Genomic DNA, 26,835 nt, shown 5'->3' on the forward strand with positions numbered 1-26,835 from the left:
ATTTGCAGACAGGTAAAGGTGTAAAGCTAATTATAAAATAAAGTAAAACAACAGCATGAACAAAGCCGCTATCAGGGTATTTAAAAAATTCACTGTGTTATTATTTATCAAGCCCTTTCTTTCTAATACAGCACCTAACACAGAATCAGCCAAATTTCCCAGCGTGCCGGCAACAACTATCCAGATCAGGTTTGCCGTCCACCCAATGCCTATGACATAAACGGCGGTTATTATAACAGAACCCATTATACCAATTAAAGTGCCTTCCATACTGATCACGCCGTCGAGCCCGCGTACGTCCGGCTTCAGGGTTATGATATTGAAGAAACGCTTGCCATAAACCATGCCCAGTTCTGACGAAAGTGTATCAGCCGTAGCTGAAGCAAAACTGGCAGCCATCATTAATTGTAATGTATAAGTATGCACCGGAAAAAGCATGATCAAAATTCCGCATAAGGCAGCGGTACCTGCATTGGCCAAAACCTGCCCGGCTGTCCTTCCGCCTTTTTCAGCGGCATTTAGGTCCTGCTTAACTTTGCTTTGAACCGAGGTAGCTGCCGAGCCTAAAATAAAGAAGGTGGTCATCATGGCTAAACCTGTAAAGCCGGCACCTGCGAATACCAGGATGGCAACAGCGGCACCGGTTAATGCTGCTATAACAGTTAGCTTATTGGCCAATATACTGTATGCTACACCAGCTATCAAAATAAGGGTCAACAAACCATAACTTAACCACATAGCCAACCAAAGAGATTAATGTGGCGCTAAATTAAACTTTCAATTCATACTTTTGGGCACATGAAAGATATACTGGGACAGGCCATACATGATCATTATCATCAATCAGCTAATCATAAACTTTGGATCAATAATCAATATGGCCCTAAAGAGGAAATGCCCATTGATATTTACTTTAGGGATGAGGATGACATGCCCGATATTGAATGGCTGGCCATGAACGAATGCCGCGGAACCGTACTGGATATTGGCGCAGGTGCGGGCAGTCATGCTTTAGTATTGCAGCAACGTGGCTTTGATTGCACCGCACTTGATATTTCCCCGTTAGCCTGTGAGGTAATGAAACTGCGCAATGTAAACAAAGTAATTAAAGGTGATATTTTTGTTTATGACGAACACAAGTACGATACCCTGCTTTTGCTCATGAACGGGATTGGCCTTACCGGGACGCTTGAAAACCTGAAAGTATTTTTACAACACATTAAACTGTTGCTTAATCCCGGCGGGCAGGTCCTGTTCGACTCATCGGATATCGCTTATTTGTACGAAGATGGCTTGCCTGAGAACGGCTATTACGGAGAGCTGCTTTACCAATACCAATACAATCGCCAAAAAACCGACTGGTTCCCATGGTTATATGTTGATGAAAAAACATTAGAACCTATTGTTAACGAAGCCGGTTTTGGCATGGAAGTTTTGCTGGAGGATGAGTTTAAACAATACCTGGTAAGGTTGACGCAAAAGTAAATAAGCCCCACCCAACCCTCCCCGGAAGAGAGGGCCTTAAAAAAGTCTCTCAACCGTGGGAGATTTAGAGGAGGCCAAATCAGATCAATAAGCTATTTTTGCCTAAAGCGAATCAACCAATGAAGAAAGCCATTACCCATATCCTCGCCGGCAGGGAAAAGAAGATCACTGCCGAAGAAACTGTTCGCCAGCCTTTGCCACACAAGGATTTTCGCTTTGCAAATCCTTTTATTGTATTGCACCACATGGGCCCCGAAGTAATAGAACCCGGCCAAACCTTACGGATCCATCCGCATCCGCATCGTGGTTTTAGCCCTTATACCATTATGCTGCAGGGCGAAGGTTACCATAAGGACAATGCGGGTAACGACGAGATCATCAAAGCTGGTGGTGTGCAATGGATGTTTGCAGGCAAAGGCATTATGCATAGTGAAGGCCCCACTCCGGAACTGCTGCAAAAAGGCGGCGTTCAGGAACTCATTCAGCTTTGGATCAATGCCCCCAAAAGTAAAAAATGGGATGAGCCGTTTTACCAATCGGCCAATGCAGACCAATTACCCAAAGTATTTGCAGGTGAAGGCCTCGATTTTAACCTTGCCAGCGGCGAATATGGGGGCAAAACCGGACCTATCCAAAACTTCACCCCGGTTATTTCCATCGTAGGAAAGATGGCGGCAGGTAAAGAGGTAAATTTCAAAGCGACACCTGGCTACTGGACATTACTTTATATTATAAAAGGAAGCGTTGATGTAAACGGTACAACCGTTACTCAATTTAACCTCATTGTGTTTGAAAAAGACAATGACAAGATCTCTGTAAAGGCGACCGAAGATTCGCAGGTATTATTCCTCTCTGCAGAGCCGATTAATGAACCGGTATCAGCTAAAGATAATTTTGTAATGAATACGCCCGCAGAAATTGAGCAAGCGCTTGCCGATTACCAAAACGGCGTGTTCGGTACATTGAACTATTAGATCCATAATAACTTTTGGTTATCAGAGATTGCACTTTATGATAAGAACCCGGCGATAATTTCATACACCTTTGTATCATCAAAACAAAGGAAATGAATACCCCACATCAATTAAACAATACCGGCGGCCTGCTATTGAATATCAATGAAAATGCCCGCAAAATTATATTCGCAGTTTGTATTGTATTGTGCCTGATGCCTTTTATGAGCCCGGCAGTAGCATTGCTTTTGGGCTTGGTAATAGCGCAATGTTCCGGCCACCCCTATCTGCACGTTAATCATAGAGCAACCCATATTTTATTGCAGGTTTCAGTAGTAGGCTTAGGTTTCGGCATGAATGTACACAGCGCATTGCAAGCCGGCAAGGAAGGTATCCTGTTTACCATCGCTTCCATAACCGGAACTTTGCTCTTCGGTACACTCATGGGCAAATGGCTAAACATCGAGAAAAAGACATCTTTTTTGATCGCTTCAGGTACAGCCATTTGCGGAGGGAGCGCCATCGCAGCCATTTCGCCGGTTATTAAAGCCGAAGAAAAACAAATCTCTGTAGCGTTAGGTTGCGTATTCATCCTCAACTCAATAGCCTTGTTTATTTTCCCGCTGATAGGCAATTATCTTAATTTATCACAAACTCAGTTTGGATTATGGTGCGCCATTGCCATACATGATACCAGTTCGGTGGTGGGTGCAGCAAGTAAATATGGTGCCCATGCACTGGAAGTAGCAACTACTGTGAAACTGGCAAGGGCTTTATGGATCATCCCGGTAGCATTTCTATCCACCTTTCTGTTCAGGAACCGGTCAAAAAAAGTAAGCGTACCTTATTTTATTGGCTTATTCATATTGGCTATGATTGCTAATACCTATATACCCCTTATAAAGGTGGTAAGCCCGTTTATAATCAACATAGCAAAAGCTGGTTTAACGCTTACCCTATTCTTGATAGGGGCGGGCCTTTCGCGCAGGGTTTTGGTATCGGTTGGGTTAAAGCCGCTTTTGCAGGGAGTAGCGCTTTGGATTGCGATATCTGGCGCAGCATTGTATGCGGTTATGCATTTAGCTTAATTATAAGGCACTAAATATTACTCCATCACCATTGAATATCAACATGTAAAAAAAAGATAGTTTAACTTCATCTTTGTTTTTTGCAAAAGTTCAGGTATTCGCAACCTGTTTATTATAAATCCTTTTGTGTTAAGGTAGTTTAGCAAAAATTATCTATTTTTACGCCGTATTTAGCATTAAATACCTTTAATATTAAACTTTAACCTTATCATTTCCCAGTTGTTTCTATATGAAGAAACTGTACGCCGTATTAATCTTATTGTTTGTAATTACCTCTTTCAGTAATGTATTTGCTCAAACAAGAATAACGGAAACCTTACCAAAAACACGTAATATTATTCAAAACCTGCCTGAGCCTGCAAAACCCGCAGCACCGATAATAAGTTACGGCAACGGCCTTCACATTTATGAAATTGGGAAACCGATAGAACCATTAAAAGTAACCAATACCGGCGGCGCCATTCCTTTAACCAGCTTATTTTCCCAAACAAGTACAATAGGCGGTAATAATCTATATGGTTATGTGGATGGGAATAAAAAAGATGCACGTTTAGGAAATCCACTTAGTTCGGCAAGAGATGCTGCCGGCAATATTTATATAGCCGATGCTAACAACAATGCTATCAGGAAATTGACACCCGATGGAGCGATAACCACATTTGCCGGCAGTGAAGTTCAGGGCGCAAAAGATGGCAATGGCAGAAATGCAACTTTTAACTACCCTACCGGCCTTGTAATTGCAGCTTCAGGGAATATATATGTTGCAGATTACGGAAACCACCTAATCAGAAAGATAACTCCCAATGGTACGGTTACGACGCTGGCTGGAACAGGAAAACCCGGACATGACAACGGTACAGGACAATTGGCTTCATTTAACCTGCCCTATGGCTTAACCGTTGACAAGGCCGAAAATGTTTATGTGGCAGATTCATACAACAATTTGATCAGAAAAATTACGCCTGCCGGGGTCGTTTCGACGGTGGCCGGAATCCTTAACGGAGGTAACATCAACGGTCCGGGTGCGACTGCTGCTTTCCGGGTTCCTTACGGCATCACCATCGACTCGGAAGGAAATTTATTTATCGCGGATAAATTTAATAATAGCATAAGAAAAATTGCCACGGATAATACGGTATCAACATTTGCAACCGGCGGACTATTTTTGCCTAACAGCGTTGCGGTAGATAATTTGAACAATGTATATGCATGCGGACAAATATCATTCGTAACTAAGTTTCTTCCCTCCGGCGCACAAAGCAGCAATATTCCGCTTTCAGGCTTTTTAGAGAAAGGCTATATTGAAGGAATAGATACTGTAGCCAGGTACTCAGGTAACTTAGGCGTATCTTATGATGGTGTGGGAGGCTTACTTGTATCCGACGGATCAAATTTTGTACTACGAAAAGTGAACCTTTATGGCTATCAGGTTGAGGATAAACTACCTGAGGGACTTTCTTTAGACAGCACCGGAACAATAACAGGTACCCCAAAGGTTCTGCAAGGCGTAAAACTCTACAGAATAGCAGGCTACAATGCAGGCGGAAAGGGCGAAAACGTGGCAACCATCCAAATAGTTAAAGGCAGCCAGGTGATAACCTTTCCTCCTATACCCCGCATAACGTATGGAGACAAGGCATTGGCATTAAATGTAAGCAGCACAAATAAAACAATTCCTTTAATATACACCAACAGTGATCCCACAATAGCCAAAATCGACAAGGATAGCATTTATTTTATCAAACCGGGCAGCGTTACCATTACTGTTACCCAGCCCGGCAACGATTTATACCTTAATGCGGCGCCAGTTTCGCAGACCATCACCGTTCAAAAAGCTCCATTAACAATAGCTGCCGTTGATACAGCGAGGTTTTACAATACTGATAACCCAACTTTCAGGATCACCTACAAAGGATTTGTAAATAAAGAAAATGCAACGGTTTTAAGTGCAGCTCCGATAATAGCTAATACAGCTTCAAAAGCTTCACCTCCGGGTGATTATCCCATCACGCTAAGCGGTGCAAAAGCCGATAATTATACTATTAACTATGTCCCCGGCACTTTAAGCATCATCAATTTACCAACCATCACAGCCAATGGTTCCACTACTTTTTTTGATGGCAGTTCTGTCACGCTTTCAACAAGTACAGTCGCCGGTTATACTTATCAATGGTATAAAGACGGCGTGATCATAAAAAATGCCACCACATCAACGTTAAAAGTTACCGATGGCGGTAAATATACTGTGGCGGTTACGGTGAAATCGTTCAGGGCAACCTCTGCCGCCACTACAGTTTACACACAATTTAACTTACCCGTTAACAACTTCAAACTAACACTAAACAGTGCTGCATGTAAAGGCAGTGCTAATGGATCTGTCAATATCGAAGCAGTTCAAAAATTAAATTATACAGCTTCCTTTACAGTTAACGGCCTTACCACAACATATCCGTTTACTAAACAGCTAACCATTGATAAGCTTACAGCGGGTAACTATAGCTTATGTATAACTGTTGAGGGTAAAATTTATCAGCAATGCTTTAACGTGGTAATTACCGAACCTGCCGACCTATCAGTTTATTCAACAGTTAACAATACACTCAATACAGTGAACCTGCAATTAAATGGTGGTGCCAGTTACAACGTAAATCTTAACGATGTGGTTTATACCACTACCGACACCCAAATTACACTGCCATTGACAGCGGGCGCAAATAAATTATCAGTTACTACCGACAAGCTGTGCCAGGGGATCTTTGAAAAAATAATAAACCTGGATGAGCGTATAATCCCCTATCCTAACCCATTCCAAAGCGCCCTCAATGTGAATACAGGTACCGGGCTTATCAACAAATTATCAGTAACTATCTATAATGTAGTTGACGGTAGAACTGTTTATACCAATCAGTATATTAACCAGACAGGTAAGCTACAAATGGATCTTTCGGCTTTGCCAGGCGGTGTTTACTCGCTTAATCTAATAATGGACGGAAAAGGCAAGTCTTTTAAAATTTTGAAAAAATGAGAACCTGGATATATAGTTTATTTATAATATTAACAATTGCAGGTTGCAGCAAGAAAACCCCTCCGCCCGATGTTACCCCTGTTGCAACAAGCCTGGTATCGCCATTAAAAGATCAGCCCTGTACTACGGGTACAATTATATCAACCGATAAAAGTACCGTAACGTTTACCTGGCAAACCGCCGATAAAGCTGAAGGCTATGTCCTTGCCGTAAAAAACCTGCTTACCAAAGTTGAAACAAAACAAACTGTAACATCAACCCAGGCCACAGCCGATCTGCTTCGCAATACCCCGTACTCATGGTATGTGATATCTACCTCAACAAAAACCAAAGCTACAGCACAAAGTGAAACCTGGAAGTTTTACAATGCCGGGGCAGGCACAGTAAGCTATCCGCCCTATCCGGCTGAAATAACAGCACCCCTTTTTGGTGATAACGTAACGGCTTCGTCGGGAAATATCACACTGAAATGGACGGGCAGCACACTGGGAGCCGCCATAAAGGGATACGATATTTACTTTTCCAATACTAACTCGCCCACCCTTTTCAAATCAAATATATCTGATAGTCAATACCAGGTTGCAGTAAAACCGGGCACAACTTATTACTGGCGCATAGTTACTATTGATAACGCCGGAAATTATACTGATTCAGGGATATACCAATTTTCGGTTAAGTAAAGATTTTTACATCTCCTGAATAATTAGATCGCCTTCTTAATCCCTGGAAAAATAAGTATGGGAAGCCTTACAGATTATACTGAAAACTCCCGGGCATTCTTTGGTTGTCTCATACCCTATCCTTTAGGGATATTTGATAGCTATACAATGGGGCAATGCTGTTTTGGTTTTATAGGCGGTCCACTACAACACAACTACAGCAATCCATTGCAGGTTTAAAAGATGCCCGGCAGGGCATCCTCTCTCTATTTTGAAATATATAGCTATGTGGTATGTGTTAAATGTTGCTTAAATTACGGACCTTAATTAGGCCTGCATTTGCCCGGGCAATACTAATTATCAATGGGGTTTAAACCCTGCCAGGAAACCGTTAATGAAAAAAAGCATCCTATTTATTATTGTTCTGCGTGTATTCATATGCACATCTTTTGCTCAAACTACCCTTGGTACTCCTGCTATCAAAAACTACACGCATAATGATTATAACGCAGGCAGCGAGATCTCGGATATTAAACAGGACAAGAACGGAATCCTTTATTTTGCCAACGATGAGGGTTTGCTTACATTCGACGGGAGTTATTGGAAAACTTATCCCCTGCCTAACAAAAGCGCCATAAAGTCTGTGGCTATTGATGCTTTGGGCCGCATTTACGTTGGCGGACAGGATGAAGTCGGCTACTTTTTTCCTAACGATGCAGGCATCCTTAAATTTCATTCGCTTAAAAAGCTCCTGCCTCAAAAAGCAAGGCAGTTTGCCGATATCTGGGATATTGTTATCCATAATAATGAGGTATTCTTCCGCACCATCGAGTGCATCTTTGAACTGAAAAACAACACCATTCACACCTTTGATGCACCCGGTGGCTGGATGCTGTTAAACCAGGCCGGCAGCAAGTTATATGCCTACGATAAAGCTGTTGGACTGGTTGTTTTTAAAGATTCCCGCTGGCAGGCCTGCCTACAGCAGCCAACAACAGCGCTGAGGATCACTGGCATTACTGAGTTTAATAAAGACACCTTATTGGTAACCACCCGCAAAAATGGCCTCTTCATCATGACAGGATCGTCACTGATAAAAAAGGCAACTGCTACCGATGGCATCCTGTTCACGGACCTGATAAACTTCATCCAAAAAATTGGCACCGACAGGTATGCTATCGGTACATCAGCAAAAGGATTGCTTATTATTGATGGCAAAGGCGAGCTGGTAGACCAGTTCTCCAACAATCAAGGGTTACAAAACAATAATGTTCATGGTGTATTGTTAGACAGAGATCGTAATTTATGGCTCGGACTGGAAAACGGGCTCGATTTTATCAATTATAACACTTCCGTTAAAAATATTTATCCTAATCGCGAAAACCTGGTAAAAAGTAATTCGGTAAGCATTTTTAACAACAAACTGTATATCGGAACATCAAACGGTTTATATACCGTACCGATAGGCGCGCAGCAAAAGGATATCAGCGTGGCCACAGGTACTTTTACAGAGGTGCCAAATACTAAAGGACAGATTTTAAGCCTTACACAAATTAACGGGCATTTATTGGCCGGTCACCAGGATGGTGTTTTACAGATAGATAATAACCAGGCTAAACTGATTACTCCTGGCCCGGGGGCATGGATGATGAAAGGAGTCCCAGCCTCGCAGGATGTGATAGTGGGGACTTATACCGGCTTTCAGCTCTTAAAATACAATGGTACCGGATTTAGCTTTGAAGGAAGAATAGATGGCATTTATGAATCCTTAGGGAACCTCGCGGTGGATAAGAGCAACTTTGTGTGGGCAACGCACCCCTACAGGGGCATTTTTAAAGTGCAGCTATCTGCGGATCGGAGAAAGATAGTTGGATATACACAATATACCGAAAAAAGCGGCTTACCATCGGCGCTGAATAATCATGTATATTTTATTAAAAATAAAATAATAGCTGCTACCGAAAAAGGTGTTTATGAGTATAATATCACCGAGGGTGACTTCACCCGTTCTGTTTTTTACAAACCCATATTTGGTAAAGCAAAAATCGAGTTCCTTACTGAAGATGGTAAAGGTAATATCTGGTTCATCAGCAACCAGCGGGTTGGCGTAATTGATTTTGGTAAAAAATCGCCTAACGCATCTTATAAGGTAATTTATTTCCCTGAACTGGCCGGGCAAACGGTAAAAGGCGCAGAGTATATTTATCCCCATGATATGGAAAACATCTTTATCGGCTCAAACAATGGCGTATTTCATTTAAATTACCGACAATATGTATCTTCCAATAACAAACTCAAGGTATTGCTTACTACAGTAAAAGCTATAGCTGAAAAAGACAGCCTGATTTTTGGAGGATATTTTGTTAAAAACAACAGGATCGCATCAGCACAAAACAGGCAACAGGTTACCTCGCTGTCCAACCACTGGAACTCTTTTCATTTTGAATATACCTCTACCCTGTTCGCACAAAAAAGCAATGAAGAGTTTAGCTATAAATTGACAGGCTTTGATAAAGATTGGTCGCAATGGTCGGTTAAAACGGAGAAGGATTACACCAACCTTCCTTATGGCAAATACACGTTTTCGGTAAAGGCCCGTAATAATTTGGGCACAGCATCTGCACCGGTTAATTATACTTTTATTGTTGAGCCGGCATGGTATCAAACTGTTTGGGCCTACCTGGCTTATTTCCTGATCATTGCCTACGCTGTTTATATCGCCATAAAAGCACAGCAAAAACGTTTTGAGCTACATCAGCAACGCCACGAGGAGGAGCAGAAACGGCTAAGCTACCTCCATAGCCTTGAACTTGACAGGAATGATAAAGAAATAATTGCACTTAAAAATGAAAAGCTTGAAGCCGAACTAACTTACAAGAACAAGGAGCTGGCTACCTTAACCATGCAAATGGTTGACAGGGGAAAACTATTGCTCAACATCAAAGACGAATTGATGGTATTGATCAAAAAGATTAACATCCCAGATGCATCATACCATTTCAGAAGCGTATTTAAACTCTTGAGTGATACCGGGAAAAGTGATAATGACTGGGACAACTTTTCCATGTATTTTGACCAGGTGCATAATAACTTTTTAACCACCATGAAAGCCAAATTCCCCGGTTTAAGTTCCACTGATTTGAAGCTGTGCGCTTACCTGCGGTTAAACCTGTCATCAAAGGAGATAGCGCAGCTGCTTAACATCTCGCTGAAGGGCGTGGAGATCAGCCGTTACCGGGTACGCAAAAAACTGCGATTAGCTACCGAAACCAATCTATACGATTTTTTGATAGAGGTTACTAAATAATCAGGGTAAAGGCTGCTTCCAGATTTACTATTTTTTTAACTACTAATCACAACAAAGCATCTTTAAACATCAAACAAAGCGCTATCCTCCATATTGCCGCCGTTAAAAAAATGCTTTTACTCAACCCAGGTTAACTTCGTATATAATCATCTATTTCCGGCAGCCCAGAAAATAGCATTGCTGAAAAGCCTGGTATAATCCTTACTATCAAAAAGCACAGGTGAGTGCCCCATAAAAATGTAAATATTACGGGCTTTTTTTGCGGGGTTAGTCCATACTACGGGGTGGTCGCCCATGGTAATACCATCTTTAGGTTCATAGGTTGATTCATCTACTGATGCCAGCACATGTACATTAGGTCGTGGATCTTTGTCATAAGTGTACCACTCTTCCTTCTGAACCAGGAAAGATGGTGATACGCCTTGCATTACCGGATGGCTGTTATCTTCAATATTGACAGTACCTTTGGCAAATGTGGCTATGTAGTTTTTATAGCGGATTCCCCCCATAAAATTCCAGAACCAGTTCCACATCGGGTAGCCATCAAACTCGCCCAACAGGGTTGCGTGGTGAAAACCTATCCAGCCTCCCTTACCCTCATCAATATATTTTTCAAAGGCCTTTACGGCCTTTTCCTTCCAGGCATACGGCGGGTAGTCCAACTGGATAAATAATTGATAATTAGCTAAAAAGGCATCATCAATTCTATCAGTACTTTGAATATAATCGACAGAAAAATTACTATCAGCAGCCAGCTTATCCAGCCATACTTTTGCCACTTTTGAATACTCAATATGATGGCCTCCGTTTTCATACAGAGCTACTACTTTAAAACGCGGGGCCTTTTGTGCCCACACACTGATAACGGTTAACAGGCAAAAATTGAAGATCAGGGCTATTTTTTTCATATCGATATTTTTGGGCCGATGGTTTATTTATAGATCCTGCCCATCATAGGGTTATTCCAGATCACTTTTTTAACTTCCTCCAGGTCAATTGCGCCCTGGTGACTGTATACAACCTTCCCTTCCGGGTCAACCAGCATGGTATAGGGTAAAGCTCCATCCCATTTAGGATCAACAGCCTCTATCATTTTATATTTATCATCGCCTGTGTAAATGTAGTTACTACCTGATGACTGCTTCCGCTGTAAAAATTTCAGGGCTTTATCCTTATTAGCCGGGTCATCAGCACTGATGCTTACAAAATCCAGGCCCCTGTCCCGGTAAAGCCTGTTCAGGGTAACCAGATCGTCAAACTCGGCAACACAGGGGCCACACCAGGTAGCCCACAGGTTAATCAGCCTTAACCTGTCTGAGTGATTTTTTACCACTATTGCAATTCCACCGGCGCTGATGGTATCAAGTTTTACCGGCTCTTTTGCCCATTGTGTTTGCGCCTTATCTATCCAATCCTTTTTCTCGGCCCATTTAACCGAGCAGCCAAAGGTTTTGGTAACCGGTACTGCTATTTCTTTGCCTCCAAGTACCGCATCAATAGCATTACGCGCATCCAGTGACTTGGGGGTTTTGGCAGGGTTTTCCATATCATCTATCCGGCCGTTGTAACGCAGCTTCCTGTCCTTATCAAAAACAAAAATATGAGGTGTGGCAACCGGGCCATATTTATTTGATGCTACTTCGGTTTCGCCATCGTACAGGTATGGGAAGTTAAAACCTTTATCTTTCGCCCGTGTTTTCATCTCTTCAAATGAATCGCTTAAATCACTGTAGCCCAACTCGTCATAGCGTAATGAGGAAGGATTATTGGGATTGATTGCTACCACACTAACTCCCTTTGGCGTATAGTCGCTGGTTAGTTTGATTACCCTGTCTTCATAGGCCTGCGATGTAGGGCAATGGTTGCACATAAAAACCACAACCAACACTTTAGCATTTTTGAACGATTGCAATGTGTATGTTTTGCCATCAATACCAGGCAGACTAAAATCAGGCGCCGGTGCCCCTATCGCCAATATTTTATGTTCATCAAAGGCAAAAGAAAGCATCGGCAAAGCCGACAGCAGCCCAAGGATGAAACATATACTGATCTTAAACTTCTTCATAATTAGATATATGGTTTATGATTAATCACTTGTTGACACCGCCAGCAGGTACCAGGCGGTATGCGGCAGCCACTGCTCGGCCCAGCGCCAGTCGGAATCTTTACCTGATACTGCATAAGGGATATTGAAATCAATATCGTCCTCATTATCAAACCCTGAAGTAATGCCATTTACAATACCGCCTGGTGCGTTGGTATATTCAAACGTGCCGAAAAAGCCATAAGCCGGATTGTTATGTCCTGTGCCCTGCAGCATACTTGCATCAAAGGGATTCAGGCCCAGGATCCAGTTTAACTGATCTATCGCAAAGCCGGAAAGCTGGTCATGGAAAGTCTTATCATCTTTAAACAGGCTGGCAGCCATTCTTGCAGCGGTGGCTACTGAACCGAGTCGTGCATTTTCGCCCTGCCACCAGGGCGAGGCATCGCTGCCATGCGGGAAAAAGAAAGCGCTGTGCCGGTTGCCCAGTGTATCCTGCACCAGTTCGCGGCTGTAACCAAAGGGATTGTTCACTTCATGGGTAATAGTCAATTCAAACTCCATTGATTTTCTTACTGCCGTTTTGATCTTTGCCTGCAGATCTGCAGAAGCATAAGGATAGTAATACATCAGGCTTACTACGGGCAAGCCACCATCTGATGGATGAAAAAAAGGCCTGCCCATATCATCGGCGCGCCAAAAGTTCTGGTATTTATTCCAGGAGCTTAGGCGGTTAAGCAGGTTGTTAGCCCGATTTTCGGCAGCGGTTTTATATATTTCCTTGTGAGTTACTTTGTATAATTCGGTAGCGGCACTCAGGGCACAATAGTCATCAAGGATATTTTCCTTTTTATCATAGTCCATTTGCGGGTTTTCCTTCTCCAGAAAGGCAAAAGCATTTTCGGCAGCTTTCAGGTAATCTGCATTGCTAAACTCACCCGATGTTTGATAAGCCGAAGCCATAGCCAGTGCCGCGATGGAGATCCCAGCGCCCGAACGGTAACTGGCCTGATAACCACGCCAGTTTTTACCTGTGGTGGTTTTGGTAAACGACTGGTCTTTGGTTTGTTTAATCCGGTAATTGCCTTCATCGGCTTGGATCACCCTGTCTTTAGGTAATTTACCAGGGCCGGGTGAGGACACAGAGCGATAGAACGAGCCGTTTTTAGCTTGTATCCTCACAAGGTAATCAGCTCCATACATGGCTTCGTCTAAAATTCTCCGGTTAAACTGGCGGAAATCAGTCCCTGGGCGGGCGCTTAACAATTCGTAGGTTTTAAAAAGGCTAAAAGCCGTTAAAGAGATTTGCTGGGGATTAAAATAATTGGAAAATGACAAATGCGACAAATGTTTACCATAATCGCCGGTGGCATCATACCAGCCACCGTGCGCATCAACAGTATCCGTTGTACCTGATAATACTAAATGGTGATCGGCCTTATCTAACAGGCCCGAGCTTCGTTGTCCTTTAAAATAATATACTACATCGGATATAGTGGCTTTTTCGAGCACGTTTTTCCCAATGATAAAAGGGTATGATGAAATTACGCCTTTAGATGAAGTGAATTGGATTTTATAAGTCCCCGGCACGGTAAAACTGCTGAAATCAAGCGTCCAAAACTCAAAATTCTTCCATTTGTTCACCGGACCGCTGTAATTGATGTGTCCGGTAAATACCGTATTGCCTTTATCAGCATCAACGAGGTTAAAAGAAGTAAATGTAAGGTGGCTATCAGCAACAATAACGGCGCGTTTTGCCTTGCTGTCCTCATAACCAACATGGTTGGTTACCACTTTAATATTTTGCGCCTGTGCAAAAAGCGGCAGACCGAACCAGAACAAGGCAGTCGCCTTCAACAGGATATTGATATGTTTTTTCAGACTCATATATAAAGTTAAGGAATTACCGTACGGTTTAAGAACGATGGTTATGCGTCCTGCGTCAAAGCTAAAAGATTAAGTTTCCTTCGGATATTTTTATGCCACTACATTAGCACTACCATGGTTAAATACTTCAATTTGTTATCAATAGTCACCTTTGCTGCTATCCATCGATGACGCTACAGTAGCTGCGCTGTTATGGCTTCCAAATGGTTACTGAATAAAGCTTGACTGATAATTGCAGAATATAGGCATGTATAATCAAATTTTGAGGCGTAATCTTTTCTTCTCAAGTAATCCGACAAATAAAACAATGATCACCGCCGTCAGGAATGACCGCAATAGCCCCGGCAATCCGTTATTGATAACACCGGGATAGTTAATATGGAACAGCTCCAGTATAAATACCTGGAAATATGGGATCAGGTAACAGGTTAGCGTGCTGGTACCGGCCGGTTTGATCCAGTTAAAGGCATTTATTTTTCCTTTAACATCTACCACATATATCAGTATCAGAAAGGCTAACGTGGCAATGCCCGAGCAAATGAAGATCCATGCAGGTGTTGAACGGATCTTGGATGTCCCTTCGGTATAGGGCCTCAAAACAAAACCTGCTACCAGGAACAAAATGCCGATGACAGCCAGTGTAGCCCAAATACGTGGGGTTTTACCCTGCGCAACCAATTTGGCGTAGATCCCTGATACTACCACACCTCCCATAGTTAAGGTCATGGTTGATGCATCGTTGATTATCCAAAGCGGCTTTAAAAAGATAATTGCATTGCCGAAGGAACTGCCCGTAACATCCTTTCCTGCAATGGTTACCATTGTTTCTTCGTGCATCACCTTTATCTTTAATATGGAGTGCGCCAAAATATTAACAGCGGCAAGCACTATCCATGCTACGATAAGGCTGTTCAGCTTGCCTTTAACTGCGAAAAATATCAAAGCGCAAACCAAGTACGCCCATCCTATCAAACCCAAAATCCCCCACCAGGAAGGCTCCATACCCCGTACGTCGCCATCTTCTCCGCCTTTATAAATCACCGCCATGCCTACCAGCATGGCAATTCCTAATATCTGCAAAGTATACCTTTTAGCCTTTGCCATGGTTTCCGGATAATCGAGCCAGACCAGGAAGAATGCAGTTGTAATAACCAATGCCCATGCAGCCTTCGGAATTAATGCCGCCGATGAATTATACTCCTCAAGGTTTACGTGATAAAAACCCATGATGAGCAGCGCCGCACTTCGTACCAGGATATAAACTAACACCTGCCTGGTACTATCTCCCTTTTTGATCCGGTTATTAATTGCAAATGGTAACGACAAGCCCACAATGAACAAAAATGCCGGAAAAATGGTATCAGCAAAACCCATCCTGTCCTCAAAACCTTTGGCGTGGTCTATCCATTCGGGAATATGCTTTACACCTCCGGCATCGTTAACAAATATCATCAGGAGCATAGTAATCGCGCGCAACACATCGATTGACAAAAGGCGCTTAGGTAACTGTTGCATGTTTTTTATTTAGGGGGTTTCATTTAACTTTCACGGAAAATAACGAATTATGGCTTGTGATATATAAAATATTATTCGCTGCGCCGCCAAATGCCAAACCGGTTCATAAGGCATCGATGCAGATTCAACGGATCATCACAGCACAAATCTATCCGATAATGCAATCTGATGCTATTATTACGGCACTACAACACCACTACCTGTAACATTGCATATAAATAAAAACTTAGCGAAAGCGGGAAAGAAGGAGGTTTCGGAAGCGGCAGAAAAAACCGGGAGCAAATTGTTTAGCAATTCATACGACCGATTACAAATTATATAAAAACGAAAATGGGCAACCCAGGGCCGCCCATTCATTAACTGGTTTTAATATCCAATTATTTTGCAGTTTTTCTTGCAGGGATTAATGGAACGATAATAACAGCTAAGAAAAGGGCAACTTCTAATACGGTTAACATAACTTTAATTTTTTTAATGTTTAATTACTGAACTAACAATGTTTTCAGGAAATACAACCGTTCCTACAGGCATGCTGCGGCAGGGATGCAAAAACAATTGTATCATTCCTGGCAGGATTTCGGCTAAAAACATGCCATTAAAAGTTCGACGCTATAATCAACATTTTAGGGCCTAAAACGTCATTTTTTAAAATTGTTTTTTCTTTGAAATCGCCTTCAAAAAACGGGGTTTTCCAAATTTAAATCCGGATTTTACCTTTGGAATCAAAAAAACAGGCTTAAATCGGGGTATAAAAAATATTTAAACCGTTTTTTGTCGAATTATTTTTACAAAAATGGATAAACGGGTATAAATTTATTTTTAGAGAAATTTATTTCGCACGTTAATTTCACAGCTTGCTTTGTGGTTCTGAAAATCCCTCATCAAACATTTTTTTGTAAAAAAACCATTCCCGATTTTTACATATTACTGGTCTTAGCATTTTGAAAAAAATTAAGCGACAATTTGTCATTAGCATGACAAACACAAATTTTGGCAGAAATTCCCCCGCTTAAAAACCTGACAGCCACTGCCAAAGCATGACATGGCATTCATAAACTCATCCTATTATGACGTTTAGCCACTATGCCAAACTTTTAAACTTTTGGAAGGCATTTAAGAATAGCCTTTTTCCAGATACTTACTGCTTCATTCATTTCTTTTTCATTTAATGAAGCAAAGCCAATCCGTACAAAGCTGTGCTTAAATGTTTTATCGTAAAAATAATCATGTCCCGCACCTATAGACAGTCCCAGCTCATTGGCTTTTTCTGAAACAGCGGCCGTATCCAGATCATGGAGGTATTTAACCCATATAGCAAAACCGCCGCACGGTATTTTAAAGGAAATATAATCGCCTAATTGCTCCTGCAGCAAATTGCAAAGGATATCCCGCCGTTCGTGATACAGCTTATTGGCTTTTTTCAGGTGCCTGCCAATGTCACCGTTCTTTAACAGGCTCGCCATAGCTTCTTCAAGCAGGTGCTCACCCTGGCGGTCAATCAGCCGGCGTAAGCGGGTGGCTTGTAATAAAAAGTTAGGCGGCGCAACCATAAAACCAATGCGGATACCCGGCGCTATGGTTTTACAAAATGAACCTACATATATTACATTGCCATAATAATCGGCACTGGCCAGCGGTAAAATAGGGCCGCTTGTGTAATGGAAGTCAAAGTCGTAATCATCTTCAATAATGGCAAACTGGTGTTTTGCAGCCAGTTCGAGTAAATGCATCCGCCTTTCTGAACTCAACGTTACCGTAGTAGGCTGATGATGGTGCGGCACTACGTATAGCATCCGTACCTTTTGTGCTTTACAAATAGCCTCAACGGCATTAATATCAATACCATATTCGTCTACAGGGACAAATGCCAACTGGGCGCCGGCCTGCTCAAATACCTCATTGGCACCACTGTAGCCTGGGTCGCCCACAATTACAATATCATTTTTATTGATCAGCACCTGTGCGCACAGGTAAAGTGCCATTTGAACGCCTTTGGTAATTAAAATATCATTAGGTGTTACATGCAGGCCACGGGTTTCACCCAAAAAACGGGCAAGTTCGTTCCTTAAATTTTCGGAACCCTGTTCCAGCCCGTACATCAGGTATTTATGCGTAAAATGGTAACCTGCCATCCGCCTGTATTCGCGCACCATCAGGTCGACAGGCGCAATGCGGGTATCGGGAAAACCTTCGGTAAATGTGATATTGCCATCGGGCATGTCCACAAACATGCGCTGAGGGTTGATCCTGTTATCATCAACTTTGAACGAGGTTTTGCTTGCCAGGCTATGTTTCAGAACAGCTTTTTCAATAGGCCGGGGTGTAACATCGGGTAAGTTTTTAGCTACATAAATGCCCTTACGCGCTATCACATCAACCCAGCTTTGTGCATAAAGTTCGTCATAAGCGGCTACCACCGTTTTACGATGTACGTTTAACGATGCCGACAATGCCCGACTTGCAGGAAGCGCAGAACCAGGTTTTAAAGTCCCCTGCCTTATATAACTAATAATGCCATTGCTAATTTGCAAATACACAGGCACCTGGCTGCTTTTATCTACACTTAATAAGCTTTCGATGAGCGTCATACTGGACTATCTTTAATCTATTTTCTGGACTACAAGTATAGTCCAAAAGCATGGTATTTTTGATCATCAAAAAAAAATAAAACCTATGCATATCAATCAAAAAATATCATCTATATACCTGAGGGTAGCCATTGGAGTAAGCTACCTGTGGGAAGTAGCCGACCGCCTCGGCTTGTTTGGCCCAAACGGTCATCCACACGTTGGCTGGGGCGACTGGAAACATTTTATAGCCTATGCCAAACAGGTGATGAGCTTCCTGCCCGATGACATCATAAATCCGCTGGCAACTATTGCAACCATTGGCGAAGGCGTTTTTGGCTTATTACTCATCCTTGGTTTATTCACCCGGATGGCGGCTATCGGCAGCGGTATCCTTAGTTTATGTTTTGCTATCGCGATGGCAGTTTCCTTCGGCATCGAATCGCCTTTGGGTTATTCAGTTTTTACTTTGAGTGCCGCAAGTTTTCTGCTGGCCGGGATGACTCAATATTCGTGGAGCTTAGATAAATGGTTCGCCGCACGTATTGTGAACAAAAAGCTAATGGCTTACCAATCATTGCAAACCAATTAAAATCAGCAAACATCTTTAACCAATAAAATAATCATGGCAACTACAGCAAATACAAAAGCATCGCCCCTTTTAGTGATCATAGCCTTTGCTACCGTTTATATAGTATGGGGTTCAACATATTTCTTTATACAAATGGCTGTTCAGGGCTTCCCCCCTATGCTGATGGGCGCATTGCGTTTTTTCACCGCGGGTATTTTATTACTTGGCTGGTGCTATATTAAAGGCGATAACATATTTGTTAAGCGCGATATCATCACCTCCGGTATCTGCGGGCTGCTTACCTTATTTGTAGCTACAGGTATAGTGATCTGGGTTGAGCGCAATATCCCCAGCGCCATGGTTGCCATTATGGTTTCTGTAAACCCAATATGGTTCATCCTATTAGATAAAGCTAACTGGCGGGTAAACCTGAAAAACAGATCAACTATATCTGGCCTCATTATCGGCTTTGCCGGGATCCTGCTCCTTTTTGGTGAAGCCTTCCTGAAATCGGTTACCGGTACTATGGACCATGCTAAATTAACCGGATTACTATTATTACTGGCAGGCCCGGTTGCATGGTCGGCAGGATCATTGTATTCAAAAAAGCGGGGCGGTACAGCTCCGGCAAGGGTAAATACATCCTGGCAAATGATCATTGCCGGTTTGGCCTTTGTGCCGGCTGCTATTATTCACCAGGAGTTTAACGGATTTGACCTTGCTACTGTTCCGGCTCAGTCATGGATGGCTATCATTTACCTTATCATATTCGGATCAATCGGGGCATTCAGCGCTTATGTATGGCTGCTGCAGGTAAGGCCTGCAACACAGGTGAGCACGCATTCGTATGTAAATCCGGTTATCGCCGTATTACTTGGTGTTTGCTTTGCACATGAAAGTATTTCGCTAATGCAGTTTTTGGGGTTAATTGTGATCTTATTTAGCGTATTGCTTGTTAATCTTTCAAAATACGGGAAACTGCAGTTTAAAAAGCCTGTGATTGGCACAGTTGAAAAAGCAGATGGCTGCAACCACCTCAATCCCGCCTCCGATTTAGAACAGATCAAAGCATTGGCAAAAATTGCTTACCGGATATAAAACCATTCTGAAGAACGCTCGCTTTATAATAATTAAAAACAACCAATGAATAAAGCCATCATATGCAGCACATGCGGCACCCAGTTTTTAGCCGATCCCGGCGTGCCGGAGTTTTGCCCGATTTGTACCGATGACCGCCAGTATGTTCCTGAAAGCGGCCAACAATGGACGGATACAAGTAAACTTAAAAGCCATACTATTAGAATAACTCAGCTAAATGAGCATCTATATGCCCTGAAAATAGCACCTGATTTTGCTATAGCTCAAAGGGCGCTGCTACTTATTTCACCGGGCGGCAATGTTTTGTGGGATTGCATCCCGTATTTGGATAAACCTACAATTGATTTTATAAACAACCTTGGCGGCTTAAAGGCCATAGCATTTTCACATCCTCATTACTACAGTAACATGAATGAATGGGCAGCCGAGTTTGACTGCCCCATTTATATCCACCAAAATGATGCAGAATGGGTACCATTCAAAACCCGGCATACCCGCCTATGGGATGGCAGCAGCATGCAGCTTTGGGACGGGACCAGCATAGTACACATCGGCGGCCATTTTGCAGGCAGTTGTGTACTCCATGTTCCGGAACTGACCACCAAAGGCACCATGCTTTGCGGCGATACTTTTAATATAGGCCGGAGCAGACAGCATATCGCTATCATGTACAGCTATCCAAATATCATATTGCTGCCGCGCGATGAATTTGCAAAGGCTTACAAAAAAGCGTCCAATATTGATTTTGATACCATTTATGGCGCATTTGAAAACCAGGACATTGAGGGTAATGCAATGGAGATATTTGAAACTTCGATGCAACGGTATAAGGATAGCTATGGGTTATGATTATATAAAACTAACTACGTTTTTAGCTGGAATTTTTTTAAAGTAAAAAGTATGATATAGTTGTATTTGGCTAATCCATTGTGTTATATTTACACAATAGCAATTACCATTGGATAAATATCCTCGCCAATTAATTGGTAATTAACTATCTTTCAATTCCGGAAGCCAGTTTCGGATCGCGAAGTGTAAACCAATTTAACCAAATACAATTATGAAAAAAAACAGTACCCTCATGCTGCTTTTACTCATTTGCTTTTTACCCGTAACGGCGTTTTGCCAAAGCAGCAACGAACCAGTTGTTGCCGGGAACGATGTGGCTGTAACATCAACCGAAAGCGGAAAAGTAAAAGGCTATCTTCACAATGGCATTTTTACATTTAAAGGTATCCCCTACGCCAAAGCCGACCGCTTTATGGCGCCTGAAAAACCTGCGCCATGGACAGATGTGCGCAGTTCAAAGACCTACGGTCCTGTATGCCCGACCGATCCAACCACAACCGTTAACGACGAATTTGAATTTGCCTTTCAGCACGATTTGGGTTATTCAAATGAACATTGCCAGTCGCTCAATGTATGGACACAGAAACTGAACGATGGCAAAAAACGTCCGGTAATGGTGTGGCTGCATGGCGGCGGCTTTACTGCCGGCTCATCAATTGAACTCCCCTCGTACGATGGTGAAAACCTCGCTAAAAAAGGCGACGTGGTGTTGGTATCGGTAAATCACCGGTTAAACATTTTGGGCTTTCTTGATCTTTCGGCCTATGGCGATAAATATAAGGGCTCTGCAAACGCCGGCCTACTTGATTTGAAATTGGCCCTGGAGTGGGTAAAACAAAACATAGCCCAGTTTGGCGGCGATCCTGATAATGTAACCATCTTTGGCCAGTCGGGCGGCGGCGGTAAGGTTACCTGTTTGATGAATGCACCATCAGTAAAAGGTTTATTTAAAAACGCCATTGTTGAAAGCGGAAGCTATATTACCAGCTTCAACGAAAAACCGGTTACTCAAAAAGTAGCTGCGGCATTACTGGAAGAGCTTCATCTTCAACCGTCGCAGGTTGATTCGCTTCAGAAACTGCCTTATGACATACTGAACGAAGCAGGCAAAAAGGCTATGCGCAAAGTTTCGGCCGAATTAAGGAAAGAAGGTAAGGGTGTAAATGGATGGGGCCCAGCTTTGGATGGCGATTTTTTGCCATACCAGCCATCAGATGCTACAGCTAAAGAATTATCAAAAAATGTTCCGCTGCTGGTAGGTACCACCAAAAATGAATTTGCGCCATTTGTACCCGGCCCTAAAAGCCAGACCATGGATGAATTAAAGACTGCCTTACAAAAGAAATACGGTGATAAAACCGATGCCTACATTACTGCAGCTCAAAAAGCCTACCCAACAATTTCAAAGCCATCAGAATATACCGATATTGAATTCAACTTTCGTTCACTGGCAATTAAGCAAGCTGATGAAAAAGCTGTAAGCGGAGCTGCCCCGGTGTATATGTACCTGTTTACCTGGCAATCGCCCGTAAATGGTGGTATGTATAAGGCTATGCATTGTATGGACATTGCCTTCCAGTTCAATAATATAGCCCGTTGCCAGGAAATGACCGGCGGTGGTAAGGAAGCCTATGCCCTTGCCGATAAAATAAGCAGCGCATGGATAAATTTTGCCAAAACCGGCAACCCCAATACACCGTCACTACCTAAATGGCCAGCTTACACTGCCGAAAATGGTGCAACCATGATACTGGATAACCAATGCGCAGTTAAAAACCACCCGGATGATGAATTATTAAAAATAGTAGCCGCAGCACCAAAACCATAAGTAAATGAGAAGAGTAGTTTTAGTATTTACCCTGCTGTTTTGCAGTGCCTGCGTTTTTGCAGCTAAAGTTGATACGGTGCAGATCCCAAGCGTGGCAATGAACAAAACTTATAAAGCAGCCATTGCATTCCCTAAAGCATATGCAAAAAGCAAAGCCAATTTTCCGGTGTTATACCTGCTGCATGGAGGCTATGGTCATTTTGATGACTGGCTGCAAAAAACGCCGGATAAATCACTGGTAAAAGACCTTGCTGACCAATACAACATCATTATTGTGATGCCAGAAGGTGAAATCTTTAGTTACTATGTTGATAGTCCGATTGATCCTAACAGCAAGTTTGAAACTTATATTATTAAGGAAGTGATTCCTTTTATCGATAGCAAATACCGCACTGTCAATGATAAAAAAGGCAGGCTTATCACTGGTTTATCCATGGGAGGATTTGGATCATTGTATCTTTCAACCAGGCATCCGGAACTTTTTGCTGCAGCAGGGAGCATGAGCGGGGCCCTCGACCCAAACATGACCACCTGGAAACTTCCTCCCGACAGGTTTGAGATGCTTACCAAAATGCTTGATAAAATTTGGGGGCCTATGACGCCGGATACTTACCTGCAATATTCAGTTGTAAACATGGCCGATCAGATCAGGAAAAACGGGCTGCCGTTGGTTATTAATATAGGCGTTGACGACTTTTTGCTTGAGCCCAACCGCGAATTACACCGCAGATTGGTTTATAACCACACCCCACATGACTATACCGAACAGCCGGGAGGCCATACCTGGGAGTTTTGGCAAAACGTCTTGCCGGGCCATTTGTTGTTTTTCAGTAAAGTACTGAAAACAAATGGTGTTTATGTTTTATAAAAGACCAAATTGAATATATAAAGGGAAGATCGATCACAGCATCTTTCCTTTATATTGTACTATTTTTAGCATGGAAAGATAAGCGCCGGGAGGTGGGCATGTTCTTCATTCTCCATATTTTCCCAATCCCACAGGCCGTTTAATTGTGAGCTGCGGTTGCTCAATACAAAAAAATCAACCCGCATAACATTGGCCAGTACGTCAACGGTTTTCATAATATCCCGCTCCTTAATATTCACCAGGTTCAGCCTTGAACCCGAGAACAATTGCCTGAACACAGCATCAGCATAATCATTATGCATATGGGGTAATCCCGATTCAGTTATATTAAAAAGCGATGCTTTTACATCCAAGGCTTCGCTCATTTTACTTAAAAAACTTACAATATCCTTTCGGGCATACCGAAGATCGGCAAGGTACCCCATATTGGTGATATTGAATGACGCACCTTCCGGAACGGCCAGTAAGGGGCAGCACGAATGATTTAAAACGGGCACAAGTTGTTCATTGATTTCTTTTGCGGTTCCGCTAACACCTTTAATTATTAAACCTATATCATATTTAGCCGTAATTGCGTGGAGCGACATTCCCAAAGTATCCAGATAATTAAGGAAAACTATATTTTCGGTGCTTTTATTTTGATCTTTAAAACTGAAATCCTCATTATCAAATATATCCTGCGTGGTAGCATCAAATAGCTGAACACTCATTGGCTCGGGTACCGTGTTCATAACAATTACTTTGGTTTTTAATTTACCGCCTAAATTACCGGCGTAAGTAAGTGCATAATTGCTTTCCTTTTTCAGATTGTGAACTACTAAGATTGCTTTCATAGCTAATTGATATAATGATGAGATGTATGATTTGAACAAGTAATAACAGGAGCTGTTTCTTAATTTGTAATTAAAAAGGTCATGAAAAAGTCAGTTTAATATGTCCATGAATTACCGGAAGGATATAAACTTTAACCTTTAACTAAAAGCCAATATTATTTACTACCTACTGCAATAAACGGTTATGTTAATTAATCTTTTAAATAACTTTGTTTTAATTGACACTGATATTAAATAAGGGTGCTTTTTGATGTCGCGGGTAAATAAAGACATGCCTATTTGCAACAAAAATGAATACTGATACTGAACACCTGATTACTGCCGACGATTCCTTAGTGTCACAACCGCTGCTCTTTCCCGCTGCAGGAAATTAAGCAGAATGATGATATTGGCGAAAGTGATCAAAACCCTGATTACCCAAAACTACCCTGGTTTAATTGCCAAATATGAAAGCAAAAAGAGGCTGTATGCTAAATCAAATTGAAACTCTTGGTGTTATGTTACCTATGAATTGAAATTTAGCCGATAATATTTATACACAAAGGGGGTTAACACATTTTTTGCATAAAAATGACTTAATTATTTGATTATTAAACACATATGTAAATATTAACCCTGAATTTTGTTAACCCTGTTAACCCCCTTGCCTCGTCCGGAAATAGCTATACAGATTTGTGAGTAAATCCTATTTTAACTATACAAGATTTTTGTCAGTAGAGTCAACCCAAGACTATATATAGCTTGAGTATCTGAATAAGTCAAAAAAAGGAGGCTGATTTGATCAACCCCCTTTATACTTATTTAAGTTTTAACAACTTGTTAATACAAAGTAAATTCAACCCTGCGGTTAGCCTGGCGGCCGGCGGCAGTTTTATTTGTAGCAATTGGCTGGGTTTCGCCATAGCCGGTTGCTTCAATACGCGAAGCATTTGCGCCTTTGCTTACGAGGTATGCTTTAATTGATTCGGCACGGTCTTTTGATAAACGCATGTTCAGTTCATCCGAACCTGTATTATCGGTATGTCCGGCCAATTTAAGGCTGAAGTTTTTATCAACCAGCAACCGGGCTACCCTATCCAGGCTTGGCAATGAATGTGCACGGATAGTGGCTTTACCCAAATCAAACTCAAGGTTTTTGATAGCGTCTTTAACTACTTTCTTATCTTCTTCGGTAACATAAACTACCGGTTTTGCCAAAGGACAGCCTGAACCATCTACTTTTTGTCCCGCAGGAGTATTAGGACATTTATCGTTCACATCAACAACACCGTCACCGTCGCTATCTGTGGTTAATTTGGCCAGGTTGGCATTGGTTGTCGCAAGGTCGCTGGCCAGCTGCGCGTTTTTAGCTTTTTCAGCGTCAATCTGTTGCTGTAATTCGGTGCGGGTACGCTGGTTTTCCCATTGGTACTCTGTACGCATTGACGATACGGGATTATGGGTTGCCATCTGGTGCTTTTTCTTGCTGCCAAGGGCAAACTCTAAACCAATATGTGCGTATGAAAACCTGTCATCGCCTGCACCATGGTTGTATCCGTCAAGATTATCGGCCTGTACAAAGTTAACCTGGTAACCTAAATCAAGGTTTATGCCTGGGGCAAGGTCAAATTTCAAACCTAAGCCAACGGGGATAAACAATTCATTGATATGGCCATTATCGGTTTTCTTGAAGTTTTCCTGTTGTCCGCCGACCGGTGTAATCCTTGGCGTATAGTTCAAATTACCAACACCCGCGGTTAAATAAGGCTGAACAAACGGCTTTTCATGGCGCCAGTTGATATTAGCCAGCGTAATGTTAGCGCTTAAAGCTGCCGACCAGTTAAGTTTAGTAGAGTATGAACCATAAGGAGAAGTACCTGTTACGTCAGGCTGGCTGTTTGATGAAGTTAATTTACCGCGAAGGAAGTCGGCTTGTAAGCCTAAGGACGGTAATATTTGTTTTTTAATGTACCCGCCATAACCAAACTGTTCGGTGGGGTTGGTAAAATCCTGTCTGCTATTGCGTCCAAATATGGTAAAGGGCGTTAATAAACCGCCATGTACACCTATTGACCATGTACGTAATTCGCCGCCACCCGAAAATGGCCTAACGTAATCTTTTGCTGTAGCTGAGGTATCTGTTGACTGAGCGAATAATTTACTGCCAATCATGACTCCGGTAAGAAGCAATGAGGCTTTTTTTAAATTTGTTTTCATATTCATAAGTTTAATTATACGTTTAACATTCAGGTAACGTACACCGGGTAATCCAACATTGG

Annotated in this window: 19 protein-coding genes; 11 read left to right on the forward strand and 8 right to left on the reverse strand. The window is 42.3% G+C overall.

The annotated features are described in order from the left end of the window. Nucleotides 1–30: 30 nt before the first annotated feature. On the reverse strand, nt 31–738 hold the full coding sequence (locus tag SNE26_RS10895) for a DUF92 domain-containing protein (protein ID WP_321559386.1): 708 nt from the start codon (nt 736–738) through the stop codon (nt 31–33). A 60-nt stretch (nt 739–798) separates the two neighbouring features. On the opposite strand from SNE26_RS10895, the gene SNE26_RS10900 reads away from it, so the two are divergent. The 6 genes from SNE26_RS10900 (at nt 799) to SNE26_RS10925 (ending at nt 10,517) form a co-directional block, all read left to right on the forward strand. Beyond that, on the forward strand, nt 799–1,485 hold the full coding sequence (locus SNE26_RS10900; protein WP_321559387.1) for a methyltransferase domain-containing protein: 687 nt from the start codon (nt 799–801) through the stop codon (nt 1,483–1,485). A 119-nt stretch (nt 1,486–1,604) separates the two neighbouring features. Further along, a complete protein-coding gene (locus SNE26_RS10905) occupies nt 1,605–2,459 on the forward strand; it encodes a pirin family protein (RefSeq protein WP_321559388.1) in 855 nt (284 codons plus the stop codon). A 92-nt stretch (nt 2,460–2,551) separates the two neighbouring features. Further along, the gene (locus SNE26_RS10910; protein ID WP_321559389.1) at nt 2,552–3,526 is read left to right on the forward strand and encodes a putative sulfate exporter family transporter; all 975 of its coding nucleotides are present in this window, start codon (nt 2,552–2,554) and stop codon (nt 3,524–3,526) included. Nucleotides 3,527–3,755: 229 nt separating this feature from the next. Then, the gene (locus tag SNE26_RS10915) at nt 3,756–6,551 is read left to right on the forward strand and encodes an MBG domain-containing protein (RefSeq protein WP_321559390.1); all 2,796 of its coding nucleotides are present in this window, start codon (nt 3,756–3,758) and stop codon (nt 6,549–6,551) included. Further along, nucleotides 6,548–7,231, forward strand: a complete 684-nt coding sequence (locus SNE26_RS10920) for a fibronectin type III domain-containing protein (protein WP_321559391.1) — start codon at nt 6,548–6,550, stop codon at nt 7,229–7,231. The genes SNE26_RS10915 and SNE26_RS10920 overlap by 4 nt, the downstream gene beginning before the upstream one ends. 373 nt (nt 7,232–7,604) lie before the next feature. Continuing rightward, nucleotides 7,605–10,517, forward strand: a complete 2,913-nt coding sequence (locus SNE26_RS10925) for a triple tyrosine motif-containing protein (RefSeq protein ID WP_321559392.1) — start codon at nt 7,605–7,607, stop codon at nt 10,515–10,517. 146 nt (nt 10,518–10,663) lie between these two features. Here SNE26_RS10925 and SNE26_RS10930 read toward each other — a convergent pair whose 3' ends face one another. From SNE26_RS10930 to SNE26_RS10950, 5 genes are all read right to left on the reverse strand, one after another. After that, nucleotides 10,664–11,425, reverse strand: a complete 762-nt coding sequence (locus tag SNE26_RS10930) for a ThuA domain-containing protein (RefSeq protein ID WP_321559393.1) — start codon at nt 11,423–11,425, stop codon at nt 10,664–10,666. Between the two features lie 23 nt (nt 11,426–11,448). Beyond that, entirely contained in the window at nt 11,449–12,582 is a 1,134-nt protein-coding gene (locus tag SNE26_RS10935) for a redoxin family protein (protein WP_321559394.1), read from the reverse strand. 21 nt (nt 12,583–12,603) lie between these two features. Then, nucleotides 12,604–14,448 carry a glycoside hydrolase family 9 protein gene (locus tag SNE26_RS10940; protein ID WP_321559395.1) on the reverse strand — a complete coding sequence of 615 codons (1,845 nt, stop codon included), beginning with the start codon at nt 14,446–14,448 and terminating at the stop codon, nt 12,604–12,606. 255 nt (nt 14,449–14,703) lie between these two features. After that, nucleotides 14,704–15,963 (reverse strand): heparan-alpha-glucosaminide N-acetyltransferase domain-containing protein, encoded by a 1,260-nt coding sequence (locus SNE26_RS10945; protein ID WP_321559396.1) that lies wholly within the window; start codon nt 15,961–15,963, stop codon nt 14,704–14,706. Between the two features lie 1,094 nt (nt 15,964–17,057). Beyond that, the gene (locus SNE26_RS10950) at nt 17,058–18,551 is read right to left on the reverse strand and encodes a PLP-dependent aminotransferase family protein (protein WP_321559397.1); all 1,494 of its coding nucleotides are present in this window, start codon (nt 18,549–18,551) and stop codon (nt 17,058–17,060) included. Nucleotides 18,552–18,636: 85 nt separating this feature from the next. On the opposite strand from SNE26_RS10950, the gene SNE26_RS10955 reads away from it, so the two are divergent. The 5 genes from SNE26_RS10955 to SNE26_RS10975 all read left to right on the forward strand — a co-directional run bounded on the left by SNE26_RS10955 (nt 18,637) and on the right by SNE26_RS10975 (nt 23,744). After that, nucleotides 18,637–19,122, forward strand: a complete 486-nt coding sequence (locus SNE26_RS10955) for a TQO small subunit DoxD (RefSeq protein ID WP_321559398.1) — start codon at nt 18,637–18,639, stop codon at nt 19,120–19,122. Between the two features lie 33 nt (nt 19,123–19,155). After that, nucleotides 19,156–20,199, forward strand: a complete 1,044-nt coding sequence (locus SNE26_RS10960; RefSeq protein ID WP_321559399.1) for an EamA family transporter — start codon at nt 19,156–19,158, stop codon at nt 20,197–20,199. 45 nt (nt 20,200–20,244) lie between these two features. Continuing rightward, nucleotides 20,245–21,048 carry a hypothetical protein gene (locus SNE26_RS10965; protein ID WP_321559400.1) on the forward strand — a complete coding sequence of 268 codons (804 nt, stop codon included), beginning with the start codon at nt 20,245–20,247 and terminating at the stop codon, nt 21,046–21,048. Between the two features lie 211 nt (nt 21,049–21,259). After that, complete coding sequence (locus tag SNE26_RS10970) at nt 21,260–22,876, forward strand: carboxylesterase/lipase family protein (RefSeq protein WP_321559401.1); 1,617 nt, start codon at nt 21,260–21,262, stop codon at nt 22,874–22,876. Between the two features lie 4 nt (nt 22,877–22,880). Further along, the gene (locus tag SNE26_RS10975) at nt 22,881–23,744 is read left to right on the forward strand and encodes an alpha/beta hydrolase-fold protein (RefSeq protein ID WP_321559402.1); all 864 of its coding nucleotides are present in this window, start codon (nt 22,881–22,883) and stop codon (nt 23,742–23,744) included. A gap of 65 nt (nt 23,745–23,809) precedes the next feature. Here SNE26_RS10975 and SNE26_RS10980 read toward each other — a convergent pair whose 3' ends face one another. Together SNE26_RS10980 and SNE26_RS10985 are read right to left on the reverse strand one after the other, a co-directional pair. Then, the gene (locus SNE26_RS10980) at nt 23,810–24,577 is read right to left on the reverse strand and encodes a hypothetical protein (protein ID WP_321559403.1); all 768 of its coding nucleotides are present in this window, start codon (nt 24,575–24,577) and stop codon (nt 23,810–23,812) included. 819 nt (nt 24,578–25,396) lie between these two features. Further along, the gene (locus SNE26_RS10985; RefSeq protein WP_321559404.1) at nt 25,397–26,773 is read right to left on the reverse strand and encodes an OmpA family protein; all 1,377 of its coding nucleotides are present in this window, start codon (nt 26,771–26,773) and stop codon (nt 25,397–25,399) included. Between the last annotated feature and the right edge of the window lie 62 nt (nt 26,774–26,835).

Source organism: Mucilaginibacter sp. cycad4 (assembly GCF_034263275.1).
Lineage (GTDB): Bacteria > Bacteroidota > Bacteroidia > Sphingobacteriales > Sphingobacteriaceae > Mucilaginibacter.